At 43.4% G+C, this 18,688-nt stretch carries 16 protein-coding genes; 4 read left to right on the forward strand and 12 right to left on the reverse strand.

Annotation, left to right across the window (positions count from 1 at the left end; translation table 11 throughout):
- Positions 1-50: 50 nt before the first annotated feature.
- The 5 genes from V7K55_RS17930 to rimI form a co-directional block, all read right to left on the reverse strand.
- Complete coding sequence (locus V7K55_RS17930; protein WP_334833664.1) at positions 51-2,555, reverse strand: UvrD-helicase domain-containing protein; 2,505 nt, start codon at positions 2,553-2,555, stop codon at positions 51-53.
- Positions 2,556-2,787: 232 nt separating this feature from the next.
- The gene (locus tag V7K55_RS17935) at positions 2,788-3,057 is read right to left on the reverse strand and encodes a type II toxin-antitoxin system RelE/ParE family toxin (protein ID WP_334833666.1); all 270 of its coding nucleotides are present in this window, start codon (positions 3,055-3,057) and stop codon (positions 2,788-2,790) included.
- The gene (locus V7K55_RS17940; RefSeq protein ID WP_334833668.1) at positions 3,057-3,263 is read right to left on the reverse strand and encodes a hypothetical protein; all 207 of its coding nucleotides are present in this window, start codon (positions 3,261-3,263) and stop codon (positions 3,057-3,059) included. Before V7K55_RS17940 ends, V7K55_RS17935 begins: the two co-directional genes overlap by 1 nt.
- 132 nt (positions 3,264-3,395) lie before the next feature.
- The gene (locus V7K55_RS17945; RefSeq protein ID WP_334833670.1) at positions 3,396-5,864 is read right to left on the reverse strand and encodes an ATP-dependent Clp protease ATP-binding subunit; all 2,469 of its coding nucleotides are present in this window, start codon (positions 5,862-5,864) and stop codon (positions 3,396-3,398) included.
- Positions 5,865-6,380: 516 nt separating this feature from the next.
- Positions 6,381-6,932 carry a ribosomal protein S18-alanine N-acetyltransferase gene (rimI, locus tag V7K55_RS17950; RefSeq protein ID WP_334833672.1) on the reverse strand — a complete coding sequence of 184 codons (552 nt, stop codon included), beginning with the start codon at positions 6,930-6,932 and terminating at the stop codon, positions 6,381-6,383.
- A gap of 92 nt (positions 6,933-7,024) precedes the next feature.
- On the opposite strand from rimI, the gene lysA reads away from it, so the two are divergent.
- From lysA to V7K55_RS17965, 3 genes are all read left to right on the forward strand, one after another.
- The gene (lysA, locus tag V7K55_RS17955; RefSeq protein WP_334833674.1) at positions 7,025-8,479 is read left to right on the forward strand and encodes a diaminopimelate decarboxylase; all 1,455 of its coding nucleotides are present in this window, start codon (positions 7,025-7,027) and stop codon (positions 8,477-8,479) included.
- Positions 8,480-8,580: 101 nt separating this feature from the next.
- Positions 8,581-9,525 carry a diadenylate cyclase CdaA gene (cdaA, locus tag V7K55_RS17960; RefSeq protein ID WP_094342729.1) on the forward strand — a complete coding sequence of 315 codons (945 nt, stop codon included), beginning with the start codon at positions 8,581-8,583 and terminating at the stop codon, positions 9,523-9,525.
- A complete protein-coding gene (locus tag V7K55_RS17965; RefSeq protein WP_334833676.1) occupies positions 9,522-10,271 on the forward strand; it encodes an isoprenyl transferase in 750 nt (249 codons plus the stop codon). The genes cdaA and V7K55_RS17965 overlap by 4 nt, the downstream gene beginning before the upstream one ends.
- Before the next feature lie 146 nt (positions 10,272-10,417).
- On the opposite strand, the gene V7K55_RS17970 is transcribed toward V7K55_RS17965, so the two are convergent.
- The 7 genes from V7K55_RS17970 to dnaK form a co-directional block, all read right to left on the reverse strand.
- On the reverse strand, positions 10,418-10,837 hold the full coding sequence (locus tag V7K55_RS17970) for a hypothetical protein (RefSeq protein WP_334833678.1): 420 nt from the start codon (positions 10,835-10,837) through the stop codon (positions 10,418-10,420).
- Between the two features lie 15 nt (positions 10,838-10,852).
- Entirely contained in the window at positions 10,853-11,146 is a 294-nt protein-coding gene (locus tag V7K55_RS17975; RefSeq protein WP_334833680.1) for a hypothetical protein, read from the reverse strand.
- Between the two features lie 39 nt (positions 11,147-11,185).
- Entirely contained in the window at positions 11,186-12,880 is a 1,695-nt protein-coding gene (locus V7K55_RS17980) for an eCIS core domain-containing protein (RefSeq protein ID WP_334833682.1), read from the reverse strand.
- Positions 12,881-13,006: 126 nt separating this feature from the next.
- Positions 13,007-13,279, reverse strand: a complete 273-nt coding sequence (locus V7K55_RS17985; protein ID WP_334833684.1) for a DUF3143 domain-containing protein — start codon at positions 13,277-13,279, stop codon at positions 13,007-13,009.
- Between the two features lie 32 nt (positions 13,280-13,311).
- On the reverse strand, positions 13,312-13,836 hold the full coding sequence (locus V7K55_RS17990; RefSeq protein WP_334833692.1) for a J domain-containing protein: 525 nt from the start codon (positions 13,834-13,836) through the stop codon (positions 13,312-13,314).
- Between the two features lie 152 nt (positions 13,837-13,988).
- Positions 13,989-14,987, reverse strand: coding sequence for a DnaJ C-terminal domain-containing protein (locus V7K55_RS17995; protein ID WP_334833686.1), 999 nt, complete (start codon positions 14,985-14,987; stop codon positions 13,989-13,991).
- Between the two features lie 110 nt (positions 14,988-15,097).
- The gene (dnaK, locus tag V7K55_RS18000; RefSeq protein WP_334833688.1) at positions 15,098-17,215 is read right to left on the reverse strand and encodes a molecular chaperone DnaK; all 2,118 of its coding nucleotides are present in this window, start codon (positions 17,213-17,215) and stop codon (positions 15,098-15,100) included.
- 430 nt (positions 17,216-17,645) lie between these two features.
- Here dnaK and V7K55_RS18005 point away from each other — a divergent pair, with 430 nt between their 5' ends.
- Positions 17,646-18,494, forward strand: a complete 849-nt coding sequence (locus V7K55_RS18005; protein ID WP_334833690.1) for a M28 family peptidase — start codon at positions 17,646-17,648, stop codon at positions 18,492-18,494.
- Positions 18,495-18,688 lie beyond the last annotated feature (194 nt).

The following is an 18,688-nucleotide window of genomic DNA, read 5'->3' on the forward strand; positions in this document are numbered from 1 at the left end:
CGATTATCTTGTGGTCATTTAGTTCACGGCTCTAATCTTTGCTCCAATTTTTACCAAGGATTTATATGTAAATCGATTTCAGGAATATTATTAATTACCGCAATACATTGTCCAGAGTCAACATAATACTTCGCCAGCATATTCTCTAAATCGTCATAAAATCGCACCTCAATACCAGCAGCCGGAGAAATCCACTGAGCGTTATCAAAATATTGTTGTATTGAGAACTCTTGTGCAGGAAAGGTACAACACCAAGCTGACCATTTAATTGTCCTCCAGCTATAGCCTTCGGCATTGAGCAAATCTTTAATTGCATAAGTACCATTCCCACCTTTTCCAGGCTGATTGCCGACTTTAACAGTAATGTGCTGTATGCTTCCAACAAAAGGCGGATAATCTAACCAATCAAGTAAGTTAATTCTTTTCCTACTTTTTAATTCTTCAAGGAAAGGTGACAAGTTTTTAGTTTCTGTGAGAATAAATAAATGCTCTACTGCACGAGTTAAGGCAACATAAAAAAGACGACGCTCCTCATCAACTACTTGCTCAATGCTATCACCGAAAACACGGCTAAACATCAAATCAGGGTGTATTAATGGGTAACAACGGGGGACAGCATCAAGTATTATAACTACATCATTCTGAAGACCTTTATACTTGTGAGCAGTTGATATAGTTACAGCCTTTCTTGATTCTTCAGGTAGATAGGAGCGTACCAAGTTTAAGAATTTTTCGAGTCCGCCATCTTTTGATCTACCTTTACCATAATTTACATACCAAGGTAAACTATTTTTACGGCTGAGTATAACTACATTTTTTCTATCCTTGATAGCCTTGTCTACTAAGCGCAATATAGCAGGCGTTATACTGTCCCCTGGATGCTGTTCTTGCTCCTTGGGAGTTGGCTCAAATTGTCCCATATCAACAATTTCAACCGTTCCAAATATGGCTTTATGGGCGCGTGCAGGAGTACCCAATCCATGCATTAATGTATTACCGATATCGACAATTGAAGTAGCTGAACGGTAATTAGTAGATATATTGGGTTTTTGCGAAGGCTGGAAAAACTGCGCGAAATTTTGATAAAAGCGAAGATCAGAACCAGCGAAACCATTAATTGCTTGCCAGTCATCACCAACACAGAAAAATTGTGCTTGAGGATTTTGTTGTCGAATTGCTTCTATTAAATGGTGAAAAAGTTCTGAGAAATCTTGATATTCATCAATCAGTATGTATCGAAGACACTTTAAATCGCCAGTGCCAGATTTACGACGAAATACAGTTTGTCCTGATGCGATCGCTGCGGCAGCTTTTTGCATCAGTCCATCAAAATCATCCTCGCCTGTTGCCTGAAGCTGTTGCAAATAGGACTGATAAAACTTTTGTGCAAGCTCCAGAAAACGCTGCTCGACATCACTAGCACACTTATGATTATCAACGAGAGAGGCTAATTTTTCTGAAGTGAGGGACAGTTTGCGACAACGCTGGATAAATCCTTCTACTACTTTGGTAAAACGGTCTATTGCTCTAAGTTTAATTTTCTTCCAAATCTCGTCTTCAGTCAAGCGATCGCACCTAACACCATAACTTTCAAGACATCGCTTAAGTAAAGCACAAAAATCTTCTACTCCCTCAAATCTGAGGGTTGTCGGGGATAATTCCACAAAATGCCAGTTAGGATGATTTCGCCAATATTCTCGCTTTTGTTCTGACATTATATCGTAATCTGGATCGCCTTCAAGTCCAAAATATTCAATAACTATCCCCTGATTTTCTCCAATCGTAAAGTCAGGGCGATAATTAATGCCATCCCACCAAAAGTTACGCTCGTATTTATATGTAATGTTGTGTTCTAATAAAAAATTGGCAATTACTTTCTCGCCAAAAGACTTGTAGTACTTTCCATCAAGCCCTTCTCTTGGTAATGAGCGACGGTAACGCAACATTTCTTCAGGACTTTTATCGTAGTCACCCCAAGCAATACGCTCCCAGTCTTCACGAAAGTTCGCCATCATCAAAGCGCGAATTTTTTCATAAACATCTGGCTTGCGGTGATACTCATAAATTACAGTCTGTAAAGCTTGGGCTTTATTCTGTTGTCCATCTGGTTCATTGAAAAGAATACTTTTTTCTGGATGAACTAAAGCGTATGCTAATGCATGGAAAGTCATTACATGAGGAACAGAGCTTTGTAATTGTAGAGTAAGGCGCTCTAGTATTTCTTCCGTAGCCTTGCGATTGAAAGCTAAAAGTAATATTTCATTGGGTGCAACACCGCAATGTTTTTGCAAAAATAAAGCTCGATTTACCAATGTTGAAGTTTTGCCACTTCCAGCCCGTGCTACTACTTGTATATGACCTTCTACAGCACCAATTGCTGCTGCTTGCTCAAGGTCAGGTGAGGAGTTTAAGTTGTTTTTTACCCAAGATTGCACATAATTTAACTTTTCAGCCTTGTAATTTTTTAAATATATAAATTCTTTACACTGGGTTTGATAGAAAGTATCAACATTGAGAAAATCTTTCTCAATGTTGATCTGTAAACTGTTATCCATACTCTGCTTTACTCTTACTCAACTGCTTACAGCGACTTAATCGCCTATTTTTAGTTTTCCCGCAGACAGAGAATAATTAACAGTGAAGCAGAAATTATAGAAGGAATAAGGTTAGATTCATCTGCTATTTGTGTTTTTGTCGTATTGGTAGACAACAAAAAAACGGTAGATAAGTTTTGTCTTCTACCGTTTTTTGAATATTGATTTTTATCTGCCTATTAATAGATTTTACTTAGTAAACTTCATCGTGACTACCAATATCTACAAACACAGCATCGCCATCATCTGTAAAGTAAAAAATTACTCTCTTGTCAGAATCTAGACTAAAACTCCATAAGTCTTTAAGCTTACCTAACAACTTATGAGTTTTTAAACCCTGATCAAATGGATCTGCTGTAAACTGCTCCAACTTTTGCCAAAACCGTTCTTCTAAATCTACATTCTTTTGAATTCTCTTTTTAAAAGCACGTTTAAATGAAGAACTGAAACTTACTTTTAACATCACTCTTCTAGCAGTTGTCTCAGTTCTTCGATATTTGAGGAAAACTTTAGTTCACTATTTTGATGTTCTACTTGCGCCGCCTGAAAATTTTGATAAATTTCTTCACGCCTTTCTTCCCGTAAATATTGCTGCAATAACAGTTGAATTTCTAACTTTTCTTCACTGGAAAGACTTTTAATTGCTTCAATTACATCACTGAAGGTCATAACTTGGAACACCTTTTAGTGGTTATCTGATCAATCTAACATAGTAACGATATGTGAAAAAACCGGTAGAGCAATAACTACTCTACCGGTTTCTAATTTTCTATTTGAGATTTAAATCCCAAACCCTAAATCTTACTCAACACCTTGGGGTAACAATTCCCGACGCTGTTGAGAACTAACTTGCACAACGCCATTTTCATCCACATCAACGATCGCAGTATCGCCATCTTTAATGCGACCAGACAGAATTTCTTCTGCTAGGCTATCTTCTAACAGGCGCATAATTGCCCGACGTAATGGCCTCGCGCCGTAGCTGGGACTGTAACCTTCTTCGATCAAACGCTCCTTGAAGCGATCAGTGACTTCTAAGGTGATACCCTTTTCCGTCAGACGACCAAATACTTCCTTGAGCATAATTTCGGCGATTTGGGTCACTTCCGGCTTGTTCAACTGACGGAAGACGATAATTTCATCGAGTCGGTTGAGGAACTCTGGACGGAAGTATTGCTTGAGTTCTTCATTCACCAAAGAGCGAATCCGGTTGTAAGTTGACTCGCTAGCATCTTCGGAGAATTCAAAGCCGATACCGCTACCGCCTTTTTCAATTACCTTAGAACCAATATTGGAAGTTAAAATCAGCAAGGTGTTCTTGAAGTCCACCGTGCGACCTTTGGCATCAGTTAACCGACCGTCTTCCAAAATTTGCAGCAGCATATTGAAAACATCGGGGTGCGCTTTTTCGATTTCGTCGAACAACACCACGGTGTAAGGACGCCGCCGCACGGCTTCAGTTAGCTGACCACCTTCGTTATAGCCAACATAACCTGGAGGTGAACCAATCAGCTTGCTGACGGTGTGACGCTCCATGTATTCGGACATATCTAAGCGGATCATCGCTTCTTCGGAACCGAAGAAGTAAGCAGCTAAGGATTTCGCCAACTCGGTTTTACCTACGCCAGTCGGCCCAGAGAAGACAAAGCTAGCTATGGGTCGGTTGGGATTTTTCAAACCAACACGAGCGCGACGAATTGCCCGTGAAACTGCTTTCACAGCTTCGTCTTGACCAATTAAACGCTGGTGCAAGGTGTCTTCCATGTGCAGCAGCTTTTCAGATTCAGATTCGGTGAGTTTGTTCACCGGTACTCCAGTCCAGGAAGCGACAATGTGAGCAATGTCTTCTTCTGTAACTACAGGTTCTTCACCTTCTGTGCCAGTTGCATTGGTCTTGCTTTGAGCGATCGCGCGGATTTCGGCTTTGATTTCCATTTCGCGATCGCGGAGTTCTCCAGCTTTGTCAAAGTCTTGGGAGCGCACCGCGTCATCTTTTTCTTTTAATATCTGACGTAGTTCTTTGTCTAACTCTTTGGCTGCGGGTGGTAGTTGGGAGTTAATCAAGCGCACCCTAGAACCAGCTTCATCAACTAAGTCGATGGCTTTATCTGGGAGGAAGCGATCGCTAATGTAACGGTCTGATAACTTCGCCGCCGCCACCAAGGCTTCGTCGGAGATTTTCAGTTTATGGTGTTGCTCGTAGCGTTCGCGCAGACCATACAAAATTTCAATTGTTTCATCTACTGTCGGTTCGCCAACCATCACTGGTTGGAAACGCCGTTCTAGGGCTGCATCTCGCTCGATGTGCTTCCGGTATTCATCTAGGGTTGTAGCACCGATGCACTGCAACTCACCCCTAGCCAAAGCTGGCTTCAGGATATTTGCTGCGTCAATAGCACCTTCGGCTGCACCCGCACCAATTAAGGTGTGTACCTCATCAATCACGAGAATGACATTACCCGCCGAACGGATTTCATCCATGATTTTTTTCAAGCGTTCTTCAAATTCACCCCGGTACTTGGTTCCTGCTACGAGCAAACCAATATCCAAGGTGACGACGCGTTTATCTTCGAGGATGTCAGGGACATCTTTGGTGGCAATGCGGGAAGCTAAACCTTCAGCGATCGCAGTTTTACCAACCCCTGGTTCCCCAATCAGCACTGGGTTATTTTTGGTTCGGCGACCCAATATCTGAATCACTCGCTCAATTTCCTTGGCGCGTCCCACCACTGGATCGAGCTTATTGTCGATCGCCATTTGGGTCAGGTTGGAGCCAAATTCATCCAGAGTCGGGGTTTTTGTGCGCCCGGATGAACCGCCTGGTGAAACTTCGGCAGTTTCTCCCAACATCCGGATGACTTGGGTTCTTACCTTAGATAGATCCACACCGAGGTTTTCTAGCACCCTGGCTGCGACACCTTCCCCTTCGCGGATTAGGCCCAACAGCAGATGCTCGGTGCCAATGTAGTTATGCCCCAGTTGGCGTGCTTCTTCCAAGGAGAGTTCTAAAACTCGCTTTGCCCGTGGCGTAAACGGAATTTCCACGGCAACAAAGCCCGATCCCCGTCCTATAATTTTTTCAACTTCAATTCGGGCATCTTTGAGATTGACACCCATTGATTTCAGCACCTTGGCGGCCACACCAGTGCCTTCGCCAATCAGACCCAAGAGGATCTGCTCGGTTCCGACAAAGTTGTGACCTAAACGGCGGGCCTCTTCTTGGGCCAGCATGATTACCTTAATGGCTTTTTCTGTGAAGCGCTCAAACATGGCTTTATCCCATCATCTGCGGTCGTGCCGGTATGCTGATTTTAGCACAGGCAAAGCTTTTGGATGCCTGTATAACAGATTATAGACATCCTGAAGCTATGACTTTAGTTGATGGGCTAATTGTTAACTATTGACTACTTTTGTGTGGCTAGTGTACTGAGGAGCTTTAGTTCACCAGCGTTTTTGGGATTTATTACAAATAGCTGACTGCTTATATTGAGAATTTACTGACTTAATCCCAAACACCTACAAATACCATATAAATTTTTAAATATCAAGCATCAAAAACATCGTATATATTTTTGTTATATTATTTAACTTTTAGATAAAATATTTAAATAGAAATCAGCCAAGCAAAGTTGCTCTTTTTTGCTGAAGCCGATCGTAGGCTGCGAAAATGCACTTAGATCAAGGGTTTAAGGTCAAGAGCATTAAAATCTCCAATTTAGTAGCTTGGAATTAGATAGGGGTGTTAACGAAGTAGATGCACCAGAAGCTTTCTACCTTAATCCCCAACTACTTAAAAATCAAGTGCCAAGAAGATTTGTCTAGGCGATCGCTGACAATGGAATACCACTGGTCTAAAATTGCTTTAAATTTTGAGTGTTGTAAATCTGGGAGCCAGAGAATTAGCGCGTCCTCATCGTTATCTTGGTAGTAACGCCGCCGCAGTCCGGCTGTTTTGAAGCCGAATTTTTGATATAACGAGATAGCGCCCAAGTTTGAAGCTCTCACTTCGAGGGTAGCTCGCTCCATTTTGCGATCGCAAGCTGTCTTGATAAGTGAATATAATAGAGCCTGTCCCAAGCCTTGACGGTGATGTTCGGGATGAACCGCCAAAATTGTAATGTGGGCTTCGTCTAAAATTGACCAAAAGCAACCCATTCCTAGCAACCTTGTGCTATTGGACGGGGAAAATAAACCGAGTAAATCGCTGTTGGGACTATCCAATTCTCGTTTGTAGCCCTCCAGAGTCCACAGTCCGCCAAAACAGGCTCGATCTAGTTCCAGAATTGCACTGAGATTATCTGTTGTCAGTAATTTAATTTCTAAGTCTGATGAGATCACATTTGTTGAATAAGATTACAAACCCTTTGTAAACTGAGAATCGGGAGACGAACTCAAAGCCCGTAATTTGAACAAGGACAACTTTTATATTTATGGTATCGACTCACCCCACTGGGGTTCAACATTCTGGAAGTCAATATTTACCTCAAAGGCGCGATATAAACGCGAATCCCTCACCTAATCAGGAACTTTTACCCTTAACTGCTAGAGTTCATAATCATGACTCCCTAGAAATTGGTGGATGTGATGTCACAAACCTAGTTGAGCAATTTGGCTCACCTTTATATATTTTAGATGAAGAAACCTTGCGTTCGGCTTGTCAGCAATACCGAGATGCTTTCAAGCAGTACTACAAGGGCGAATCTCAAGTATTGTACGCCTCAAAAGCTTGGAATTGTTTAGCAGTTTGTGCGATCGCTGCGTCTGAAGGATTAGGAATCGATGTAGTTTCTGGGGGCGAACTTTACACCGCCCTACAAGCGGGTGTTAGTCCCAATAAAATCTACCTCCACGGAAATAATAAATCTCGTGAAGAACTAATTTTAGCGATCGAGTCTGGTGTCACCATTGTGGCGGATAACTGGTATGAGTTGCATAACCTTGTGGAAATAGCAGGGGAGCAGGGGAGCAGGGGAGCAGGGGGAGCAGGGGGAGCAAGGGAAGTAAATTCCCCATCGCCTCTCTCCATTCGCATTATGCTGCGGCTAACTCCCGGTATTGAATGCCACACTCACGAGTATATTCGCACTGGACACTTAGATAGCAAATTCGGCTTTGATCCCAACGATTTAGGTGAAGTTTTTACCTTTGTAAGTCAACAGCCAACCCTGAATTGCGTAGGGGTACACGCTCATATTGGTTCCCAAATTTTTGAGCGCCAACCGCATCAAGATTTGGCTGCTGTCATGGTGCAATGGCTGCGGGATGCCGGGAAGTATGGTTTAAATATTACAGAGTTAAATGTTGGTGGTGGCTTGGGAATTAAGTACACAGAATCAGACGATCCCCCCAGCATTGAAGAGTGGGTGAAGGCGATTTGTGAAGTTGTCCAAGAAGCCTGTGCGGTCGAAAATCTGCCTTTACCGAAATTACTGAGTGAACCAGGGCGATCGCTAATTGCCACAGCTTGCGTCACTGCTTATACTATTGGTTCATCCAAAGTTATTCCAGAAATTCGTACCTACGTAGCGATCGATGGGGGAATGTCTGATAATCCTCGCCCGATTACTTACCAATCAGTTTATCGGGCAGTAGTTGCCAATAAAATGTCTTATCCTTTAACTCAAACAGTCACAATTGCTGGTAAACATTGTGAATCAGGAGATATTCTGATTAAAAATGCTCTCCTCCCAAAGACTGAACCAGGAGATATTCTCGTAGTTATGGGAACTGGTGCGTACAATTACAGTATGGCATCTAACTATAACCGCTTACCCCGACCGGCAGCAGTTGTGGTGGCGAATGGCGAGGCAAATGTAATTTTGCAACGTGAAACTTACCAAGACTTAATTCGACAAGATAGCCTACCAGAAAGGCTGAAAATTTAGTCATTTGTCCTTGGTTATTGGTCATTAGCCAGGAAATAATTACAAATGACTAATGACCAATGACTAAGTGTAATTAGAGGCAAAAGTGTAATCCAGATGTCATGAGAGATTGGTGGAAGCAATGGCTGATAAACCTGGGGTGGTCACAGTCCTTGCTACTTGGGACTCTGGATATAGTGTTAGTGCTGGCGCTGACGTACATGATCCTAGTTATTATTAGTGAGCGCCGGACACTCTGGATGGTGCGAGGATTCATTATCTTAATGCTAGCCTCAGCACTAAGTGGCAGATTAGGACTACCTCTGCTAAGTTTTGTACTGGAAAAGTTGGTAATTGGTTGTGCTGTAGCAATGGCAGTTGCTTTACAGTCTGAGTTTCGGCGGTTTTTGGAGCAACTGGGGCGTGGCGAATTCCGCCAGCTATTTCAACCCGACCGGCTGGCAATTCCCAAATCTGATAGTGTAATTGATGAAATTGTTGAGGCTGTTAAAGAATTGTCAAAAAACCGGATTGGAGCTTTACTAATTGTGGAAACCACAGGGCCAATTGATGAGCGAGATTTTTCTGTGCCAGGAGTAAAGCTAAATGCGGAGGTTTCTAAAGAACTAATCCAGACAATTTTTCAGCCGAAAACTTTGTTACACGATGGAGCGACATTAATTCGTGGCTCACGGCTTATATCATCGGGTATAATCTTACCACTTTCGGGACGCACAGCCTCGCGCCAGTTGGGAACACGCCATCGGGCCGCAATGGGAATTACTGAGCGGGTCGAAAATTGCATTTGTGTCGTCGTATCTGAAGAAACGGGTTCCATTTCCTTAGCGGAACGGGGAACCCTAAATAGACCACTGACGATTAAGAAACTAAAAGAGTCATTAGAGGCTCTTTTGTCACCAACCGTAGATAGGGAAGCTGTTGCTCCTGGTCTGTTGAGTTTTGTTCGTCGGATAGGTGGGAAGACACTAGCACTGGTTTCACGTTTACTCGGATTACCACGTCTTCGACGCGCTACGCGAACGACCGCTTCTCGAGATAAAAAATGACAGCACAACAAACTAAACTGCAAGATTTGCCTACTGACTTAAAACGAGAACTATTACCACAGCATGTTGCGGTGATTATGGATGGCAATGGTCGATGGGCTAAACGTCAGGGTCTACCTAGATTTATGGGTCATAAGCGAGGGGTAGATGCTCTCAAAGATTTACTTCGCTGTTGTCAGGATTGGGGGATTCAGGCTCTGACAGCTTATGCTTTCTCAACAGAGAACTGGAAAAGACCGCAGGAAGAAGTGGATTTTTTGATGACTCTGTTTCAAAGAGTTTTGCGCCAAGAACTGCGGGAAATGGTCGAAGAGAATGTTCAAATTAAGTTTGTAGGAAATTTGCAGGCTCTGCCACGATCGCTCCAACAAGAAATATCCCGTTCAATGGAAGAAACCAAGGATAATCGCGGTATCCGATTTTCAGTGGCAACTAATTATGGCGGACGGCAAGAAATTCTGCAAGCTTGTCAGGCGATCGCAAAACAAGTTCAACAAGGTCTGCTACAACCCGATGAAATTAATGAACAGGTGTTTGAAAGCCACTTATACACAGCAGGAATTACCGATCCAGATTTGTTAATTCGCACCAGTGGAGAAATGCGCCTCTCAAATTTCCTTCTCTGGCAAATGGCTTATGGAGAAATTTATATTACCGATGCTCTCTGGCCAGATTTTGATCGGGCTGAGTTTCACCGTGCTTTGTGTTCTTACCAGCAACGGGAGCGGCGGTTTGGGAAAGTTTAAAATCAGTGAGGAGTTAGTAATTCAGTAGGTGGGCATTGGTTTCAATTATGATGACGCGATGTCTACGACGGGCTACGCCTACGCACATTTTTAGAAATCCCCACCTGACAAGATTGGCGATCGCCCTTTTGCAATACAATCACCTATCAACGAGAACGATCGACTTTCCATGTAGAGTTATCTAAAACGTAACTCTCACCATCGATCCCATGACTAACTTCACCATTTGGACTGACTATAGTTTTTGGTGCAAGGCTCTTGCGACGAAGTATACCTCTTGCAACAATCATCTTACCCACAAGGTCACTATCCCATTCTTGAATTCCATCCATATAGACAGGTGTCTCATCCTCCGTCAGGACGATGGCACCAAGAGAAGCATTTTGTGCCGTTCCGCGAATCGTAATAAGTTGGTTTAGGCTTGCTTCAGAGAGAGTAGCATTCCTACTTGTTGCATCTGTCTGATTGATTTCAGCTACGCTTGGATGCGCTAGCGGTAACTTTATAGAATTACATCCAGCTAAAACCAGCGTTAAGGCTAATCCCGGTAAAAAATATAGCAGCATTATCGGAAATACTCACTATGGAGCAATTACCCAAGTCGGATTTTCTAGAATATAACTATCGCTATCAACTCCATGACTTACTTCCCCTTTAGGGTTGATAGTAGTCTTTGGAGCAATACTCCGGTGACGCAATATACCTGTTACGACTATTTCGCTTTCGGCAATGCTACTATCCCACTCTGGGATTCCATCTAAGTAAACAGGTGTGTAATCATCTGTCATGAGGACTGCACCCAGGGAAGCATTTTGTGCAATACCCTGAATCGTGGTTTTCTGATTGATTTTGTCTGCAAAATCTAGCTCTTCCATAGTTAAACCTCCGCATCTTTCATAATGATTTTTTCTGCTCTAAGGTGATTTGACTGCTTTTGCCGGATCGTAATTTTTAGCGATCGCAACACAATAAACAATTCTGTCAAAATCGATGTAACCTTTGGCAAACTTTTCTTTGGTACTTTGATAGACTTTCATCCCTGGCTGGCTATGATTGGCGTGCCAAAAGCTCTGGCTAGCTTCATCCCAGAATCCGTAATCAAAGTTGACAAAACCTGGTCTCTCAAGGTATTTGTATTGACTCATGTCTACCTCACCAGTTTTTTTATCAGGTCTAAACGCATTCTTGTTTGGTTTCTTGCGTTTCTTCTGATCCGAATCCTGATTTGACCAAAACAGTTTGGCAAAAAGCACAGCCCGCTGATCCTTAAAAGAATTATAAAGTTCAGTCAGACCTAGATTGAGTGCCACATCTTTTTGCAATGCCAAACTTTTATTTTTTTCATCCATTTTGGCTTTTGCTTGATCGAAGGTAGCATAACAGTCATCAAGCGGTGGGTTGCCTCCACCACTGAGGTCTAAAGCAGTAATCCCGATACACCCCCGTGCAAGAGTTTGTTTCTCAATATCTGTTAACTTTCGCCCCTGTTCAGCTTCCCACATTTCTATGTATTGTTCGACTGAATATTGACGCTGTTTTCCATCTTTGGTTGTGCCTGATGCTGGTTTAATGTTCGGTTTATCTTTAAGTGGTTCACCCAAACGCTGTACTGTTAAAGTATTTGTATTTTTGAACTGCAAATCTTGCGTTTCTTGTTCTAGTGATTGAGGTATCTGTGCCTCTTGACCTTCCTTGCAGACTGGACATTTTCGCTGTACAGATGATTGATTGAAAGATTCACTAGTTTGAATATTGCCAGTCTGTTGAACTACATGGGTCAATTCATGGGCAGTCAACGCATCCTTACCGGGAGCCTTCCCCGCCCCAAAGTAAACATCCTGCTTGTGTGTAAAGGCTTGAGCATTCAACTCTCGGTTCATCTGCACCGCTTCGCCGCCTGTATGCACCCGCACCTGACTGAAATCAGTCCCAAAGCGGGGTTCCATGAACGATCGCACATCATCCGGCAACGCACTTCCCCCACCCTGACTACTACTCAGCCGACTTTCGAGATTGCTCCCCGCTTGAAAACCTGCATCTGGGGAGCTTTTTGTTTGAATCTCTTCTTCTTCCGGCATTGCCTCCCGTTGCAAAGTTCTATTGCCCAGGGGTTTTGTTTGGATCTCCTCCTCCTCTTCAGGCATTACCTCGCGTTGAATTGAGTCACCCAGAGTTTTGGTTTGAATTTCTTCTTCCTCTTCCGGCATTACTTCGCGCTGGACTAACGGCGCGATTGTTGCCGCTAAGGTTTTGGTTTGGATCTCCTCTTCTTCTTCCGGCATCGTCTCGCGTTGCACAGATCCCTTGCCATCGGGCATACTCATTACTTGGTCAGCAACGCGATCTGCTTCCTGCTCATACATATCATTTGGCGCACCCACCGTTAGTTTTGCTTGGGGACGATGCAATGCTATGGAACTAATGTTGTGACCAGCAGACTGTGCTGCTTGCTGGTTGACTGATTTTGTTACTGTTTGGATGACATTATTCGTTGGTAAACCAAAGCCTCGCACTGGATTTGCCAGCGTCGGAGTTGTTGGTGAGACAAGGGACGGATTTAAAAAAGTTGATGTAGCTGCTTTCTTCTGCCCAAACGTGCGATCGCTCATCTCACCCTTCCCTCATCGATGGGTAAAGCCGTAATTATTACTACCAGTCAAATTTTACACTTTATCGAAATGCGATCGCTATCGACTTTGGTCTAAATTTACGGTGAACTGTACTCAGCACTTGATTTATGGCCCAGAAAATACAGCTTGTTCTACATCATCCCGACTCAGAGAATATTTAAATGAGCGTTGGATATCTTGTCCATTTTCTCCAGATTGGACATATCGCACTACAATTTGTTCAACATCGAGCCACAGTTCAGCTTCCCAACTAGGCCGTTGCACATGCCAGCAATGCCTTTGGGTTTCGTCTTGTTTACAGCCTTGGTCTTTTAGCCACTGTTCAATTTGTGGCAGAGGATGATTATATAGAGGAGTATCAGAGGGAAGAAGAGGCATAGGAATTTTAGATTTTTAGATTAGGGAATTTTTTAATTTTTAATTACCATAAGGGTAATTAGTTGTGATACATGGTTAATTTGCTGTTGTATAGATGGGGTTGACTGTAGTAAATGGCTTGGGAAAGCAGCATCACCACGAGTTAAACCAATGGCAACTGCTAATAGCAGACAACCTACAAATGTTAACACCAGCATAAATAAAGCAAAAATTTCGCCAGATGATAAGGGGCGATCGCTAGCATCAAGGTAAGCTGACTTTGACCAGTCATGAGAACGCGAGACGGGATGATTCAAGTCAGGGGGTGGTTGAATCACTCCAAATCGGGAATAGCCAATTTTTAAATCGTAGCTTAATCGGCGTTCTGGATGGCTTAGGGTAGCGTAGGCTTCGTTGATTTGCTGAAATTTGGCAGTGGCGATCGCAGTGGGCAAGTCTGTAGTATCAGGATGATAGCGTTTGCTCAGTTCTCGATAAGCGCGACGAATATCAATTACTGATGCCGAGGGATGCAGTCCTAGCAGGGAGTAATAAGTTGGTTTACTGCTTTGTGGCATTTCCCCGTTGTGATTCACGGCTGTTTGAGTCACTTTGCTCAAAGATATTTTTTATATTTTAAATCCTTTGGGAATTGGGGAAGACAGAAGAAGACACAGCAATTTTGAGTTAGTAATTATTTTGGTCAACAGCTTGATATAATTCCTCATCCCTAACCCAGTAAGTCAGCACGGGGTTTAAAAGTTTCAATTTGCCGCAACTTTTCGTAAAGTTCCCGTTCTTCTTGACTAATATTTCTCGGGGTAACTATTTGAATTTCCACCAATTCATCGCCACGTTTACCGTCTTCGCTGGGGTAGCCTTTATTGCCTAGTCGGAATTTTTGACCAGACCTAACTCCTGGGGGAATTGTCATTTTCACTGGGCCATCCAAAGTTGGGGCTTCTACCTGTCCTCCTAAAACTGCCTCACTAGGAGTAACTGGTACTTGGCAAAGGATATTTAAACCATCTATCTTAAATAATGGATGAGGTTCAACGGTAATTTTTAAGTATAAGTCGCCACCACCAACGCCTTGGTTCCGCAAACGGATGGTTTGGCCTGTTACCATCCCTAGTGGCATATTAACTTCTAGCGATCGCCCATCTTCTAAACGAATGCGTTCGTTACCACCTTGATAAGCTTTTTCTAGAGGTAGCGTTAATCTGGCTTCTATATCTCGACGGGTAGTCCGAGGTGGTGGGGTGTTAACAGTGTAGGCAACTTTTGTTCTGGGGGAACGAAACGGATCGCTAGTATTACTATTACTAGAATTACTTGCCCCAGTCTTATTTTTGACACCAATCACTTGATTAATAAAGCTTTCAAAGTCGGAGAATTGGCTGGGATCTACGTCCTGATTGCCACTGCGATCGCTAGCGCCACTCTGCCAAGTTTTAGCCTTTGGTGTTTGTTTATTGCCTGCAAAGCCTTTTTGCTTCCAGTAGCGGCTAAACTGGTCGTATTGCGATCGCTTGGCTGTATCTGAAAGGACTTCATAAGCCTCGCCGATATCCTTAAATTTTTCCTCAGATTCTTTGTTACCCGGATTGAGATCGGGGTGATATTGTCTTGCTAACCGCCGATAAACTTTTTTAATTTCCTCACCAGAAGCGTCTTTAGATACTCCTAAAATCTCGTAATAATCGCGGAAATTCGGCAAATTTTGCATAGTTAGTTATTTAACTTTTAGATTATTTAGTAGTTAGTAGTTAGGAGTTAGGAGTTAGGAGTTAGAAGTGAGAATTCCTAACTTCTCACTTCTAACTTTTATCAAAAGTACTACAACCAATCATTGTCTTCTTCATCATCCCAGTTATCTTGATAGCTAGGACGGGCTTTGCGTGGAGGACGGTTTTCATAAGAGGAAGAACGACTGTCTCGGTTATTGTCTCGGTTATTGTCTCGGTTATTGTCTCTGTTATAATCTTTACCGTAATCTCTGCCATAGTCCTTACTGTATGAGTCGCGTTCCCGAGACGAATCTCTGTATGTATCTTTGGGAAATTCGCGTTCTTTATCCTTATCACCGCCAGTAAAGATGTCACGGATAGTACCTAACAAGTCGTCATCTTCATCTTCAGCATAAGTCTCGCGGACTTCCCGATTTAGCTCATAGAGAGCATCTTGCAAATCAGCGTAGGCTTGATCGATACCGCGATCGCTATTTTCCTTAAGACTCTCTTTTAAGTCTCGGCAAATATTATCAATTCTTTGGCGGCGGCTGCGGGCAAACTGCATACCAAATTCGAGTGCTACTTCTCTCAGTTGCCTTTCTGCTTGGAAAATCAGCGCCTCAGAACGAGTCCGCTTTTCTACCCGTTCTTTCCGTTCGCGATCGACATCGGCGTATTTCTCAGCATCCTGAATCATCCGATTCACTTCTGACTCGTTCAAGGTGGAAGCGCCTTGAACGGTGATACTCTGTTCTCGCCCAGTAGTCCTATCTAAGGCTGTTACCTGTAAAATACCATTAGCATCGATATCAAATGACACCTGAACTTGAGGAATTCCTCGTGGGGCTGGCGGGATACCATACAGCTTGAAACGTCCTAAAGACTTATTGTTTGCTGCCATTTCCCGTTCACCCTGAACTACGTGGATTTCCACAGTATTTTGGTTATTTTCAGACGTGGAAAAAATGTCAGAACGACGGACTGGAATGGTGGTATTCCGGGGAATCAGTTTTTTCATAACGCCGCCAATGGTTTCCAATCCCATAGAAAGGGGTGTGACATCCAAAAGCAGCACATCTTTGAGTTCACCGGCGAGAATTCCGGCTTGAATTGCTGCACCCACTCCCACCACTTCATCGGGGTTAACGTTTTCGTTAGGTTCTGTGCCAATTAAGTCCCGCACTAGCTGCTTCACCATTGGCATTCGAGTAGAACCGCCAACTAATACTACTTCTTCAATGTCTCTAGGTGAGAGTCCGGCATCTTTAAGAGCGCGTTTCACTGGTGTCCGCAATCGCCCCACCAAATCACCACACAAACCTTCAAACTGGGAACGAGTTAAACGAGTTTCTAGATGTTTGGGCCCTTCTTGGTCAGCAGCAATAAAAGGTAAGTTAATATCGGTAACGCTGACAGAGGAAAGTTCCATTTTTGCCTTTTCGGCCGCTTCCATCAGGCGTTGTAAAGATTGTCTCTCGCGTCTTAAGTCTATTCCCTCAGTTTCCAGAAATTGATCTGCTAACCAATCTACTATTTTTTTATCAAAGTCATTCCCACCTAGTTGTGTATCTCCACTGGTAGCTTTGACTTCAAATATTCCATCGCCTACATCTAAAATAGACACGTCAAAAGTCCCGCCACCTAAGTCAAAGACTAAGATAGTTTCCGTGTCACCCCGATCTAATCCGTAAGCCAAAGATGCAGCAGTCGGTTCATTAAGAATCCGCAGCACCTCTAAACCGGCAATTCTGCCAGCATCACGGGTTGCCTGCCGTTGAGAATCGTTAAAATAAGCGGGGACTGTAATCACTGCCCCTGTCACTGGTTCACCCAAATATTGACTAGCATCCTCTGCCAATTTCTTCAGCACCATTGCCGAAATTTCTTCTGGGGCGAAATCTTTATTGAGGCGGGGACAGGCAATTTTAATATTACCTACTTCGTCTTTGCGGATGGTGTAGGGTACACGCTTGGAATCTGGACTAAGTTCGGCATATTTGCGCCCAATGAAGCGTTTCACTGCAAAAAAGGTATTTTGGGGATTGAGGACGGTTTGCCGCCGTGCCATTTGCCCAACGACCCTTTCGCCTTCTTTGCTGAAGCCAACTACGGAGGGTGTTGTTCGCATTCCTTCTGCATTGGCAATCACCACCGGCTTGCCACCCTCCATAACGGCGACTACTGAGTTGGTTGTACCCAAGTCGATGCCGACTACCTTGCCCATGCGTTACTCTTCTCCTAAAGTGTCTTATATATTTATTATGATTGGGCGAAACTACCTCTAGCTTGAATGCTATGGGATGAAAACACCTTAATGGTATAATTGTCGTCCTTAAGGCAGTGAGCTAAGAAGTACAGCTAGAGGAGATAGTTGCAAGACTAGGATAGCATTGACGATGATTGCTGTGTCCAAGCAGCCTCAATTCTTGTTATCCGGTTGCTTCTATGCACTGGATTTTGCAAGTTAGAGATTTCTAATAAATAAAAAACGAACCACAGAGGCGCAGAGAACGCAGAGGGAAGAGAATAGAGAGGATTTTTGCGTCCGTTTTGGGGTATTTTTTATTTGGAAGTCTTTACTAAATGTACTTCGAGCAGAAATTTCTGCTTCTTTGAGTGCCTGAAAACGTTAATATTACCGCTAGTTTAAAAATTTGAATTTAACAGAGCGATTACAAACTTCCCTGGGTGCGATCGCGCGAGAACGCGATCCTTACATGGCAACGGCTGGACATTTCTTCGTCCAAGAATACATCCGTCAAGAATTTTCTCAATGGGGGAGTGTGGAAATCCACACCTTTGAAGTCAGGGGTAAAGCTTGCAAGAACTTGATATTAAATTTACCCCCTGAAGCTAGACGACAAAAAAAGGATTTGCCACCAATTTTAATTGGCGCTCATTATGATGGCGTTCCGGGAACATCTGCGGCTGATGATAATGCTACAGGTGTAGCGGTGTTGCTGGAATTAGCGAGAAAGTTTGCATCTGTTCCTGTCAGATATCCATTAAGGCTAGTTGCTTTCGATATGGAAGAATACGGCTTACTGGGTAGTGCTGATTATGCAGCCTTGTTGTACCAACAAAAGCAACAGCTACGTTTAATGATCTCCCTAGAAATGCTGGGCTATAAGGATTCTACACCTGGTTCTCAAAGCTATCCCCCTCCTCTGGAACGCTTCTATCCAGATAGAGGTGATTTTATTGCTTTAATTGGCAATTTGCGGACATTGCCTGACTTAATTGGGATGAGCCGTAATATTCGCAAAGCTGGTGTAGCTAGTCAATGGCTACCCGTTCCGAATCGAGGTTTAATAGTTCCCCAAACCAGACTTAGCGATCATGCGCCCTTCTGGGATTTGGGTTATCCGGCAATGATGGTGACAGATACAGCATTCTTGCGAAATCCCCATTATCACAAACCTAGTGATGCGATCGCTACTTTAGATTTAGATTTTCTGAGCGGTGTATGTAAAGGCTTAGAAATTGCAATTCGGCAGTTGTGAAAAATATTAGACATGCCCAAAATTAAATATGCATTATCCAAAATCCTTGTAGAGACGTAGCACTGCTAAGTCTCTACATTCATTTTCACCAGATGCCCAATGCCCAATGCCCAATGCCCAATGCCCAATGCCCAATGCCCAATGCCCAATGCCCAATGCCCAATGCCCAATGCCCAATGCCCAATGCCCAATGC

Origin of the sequence: Nostoc sp., from assembly GCF_036919895.1 — a bacterium.
Lineage (GTDB): Bacteria > Cyanobacteriota > Cyanobacteriia > Cyanobacteriales > Nostocaceae > Nostoc.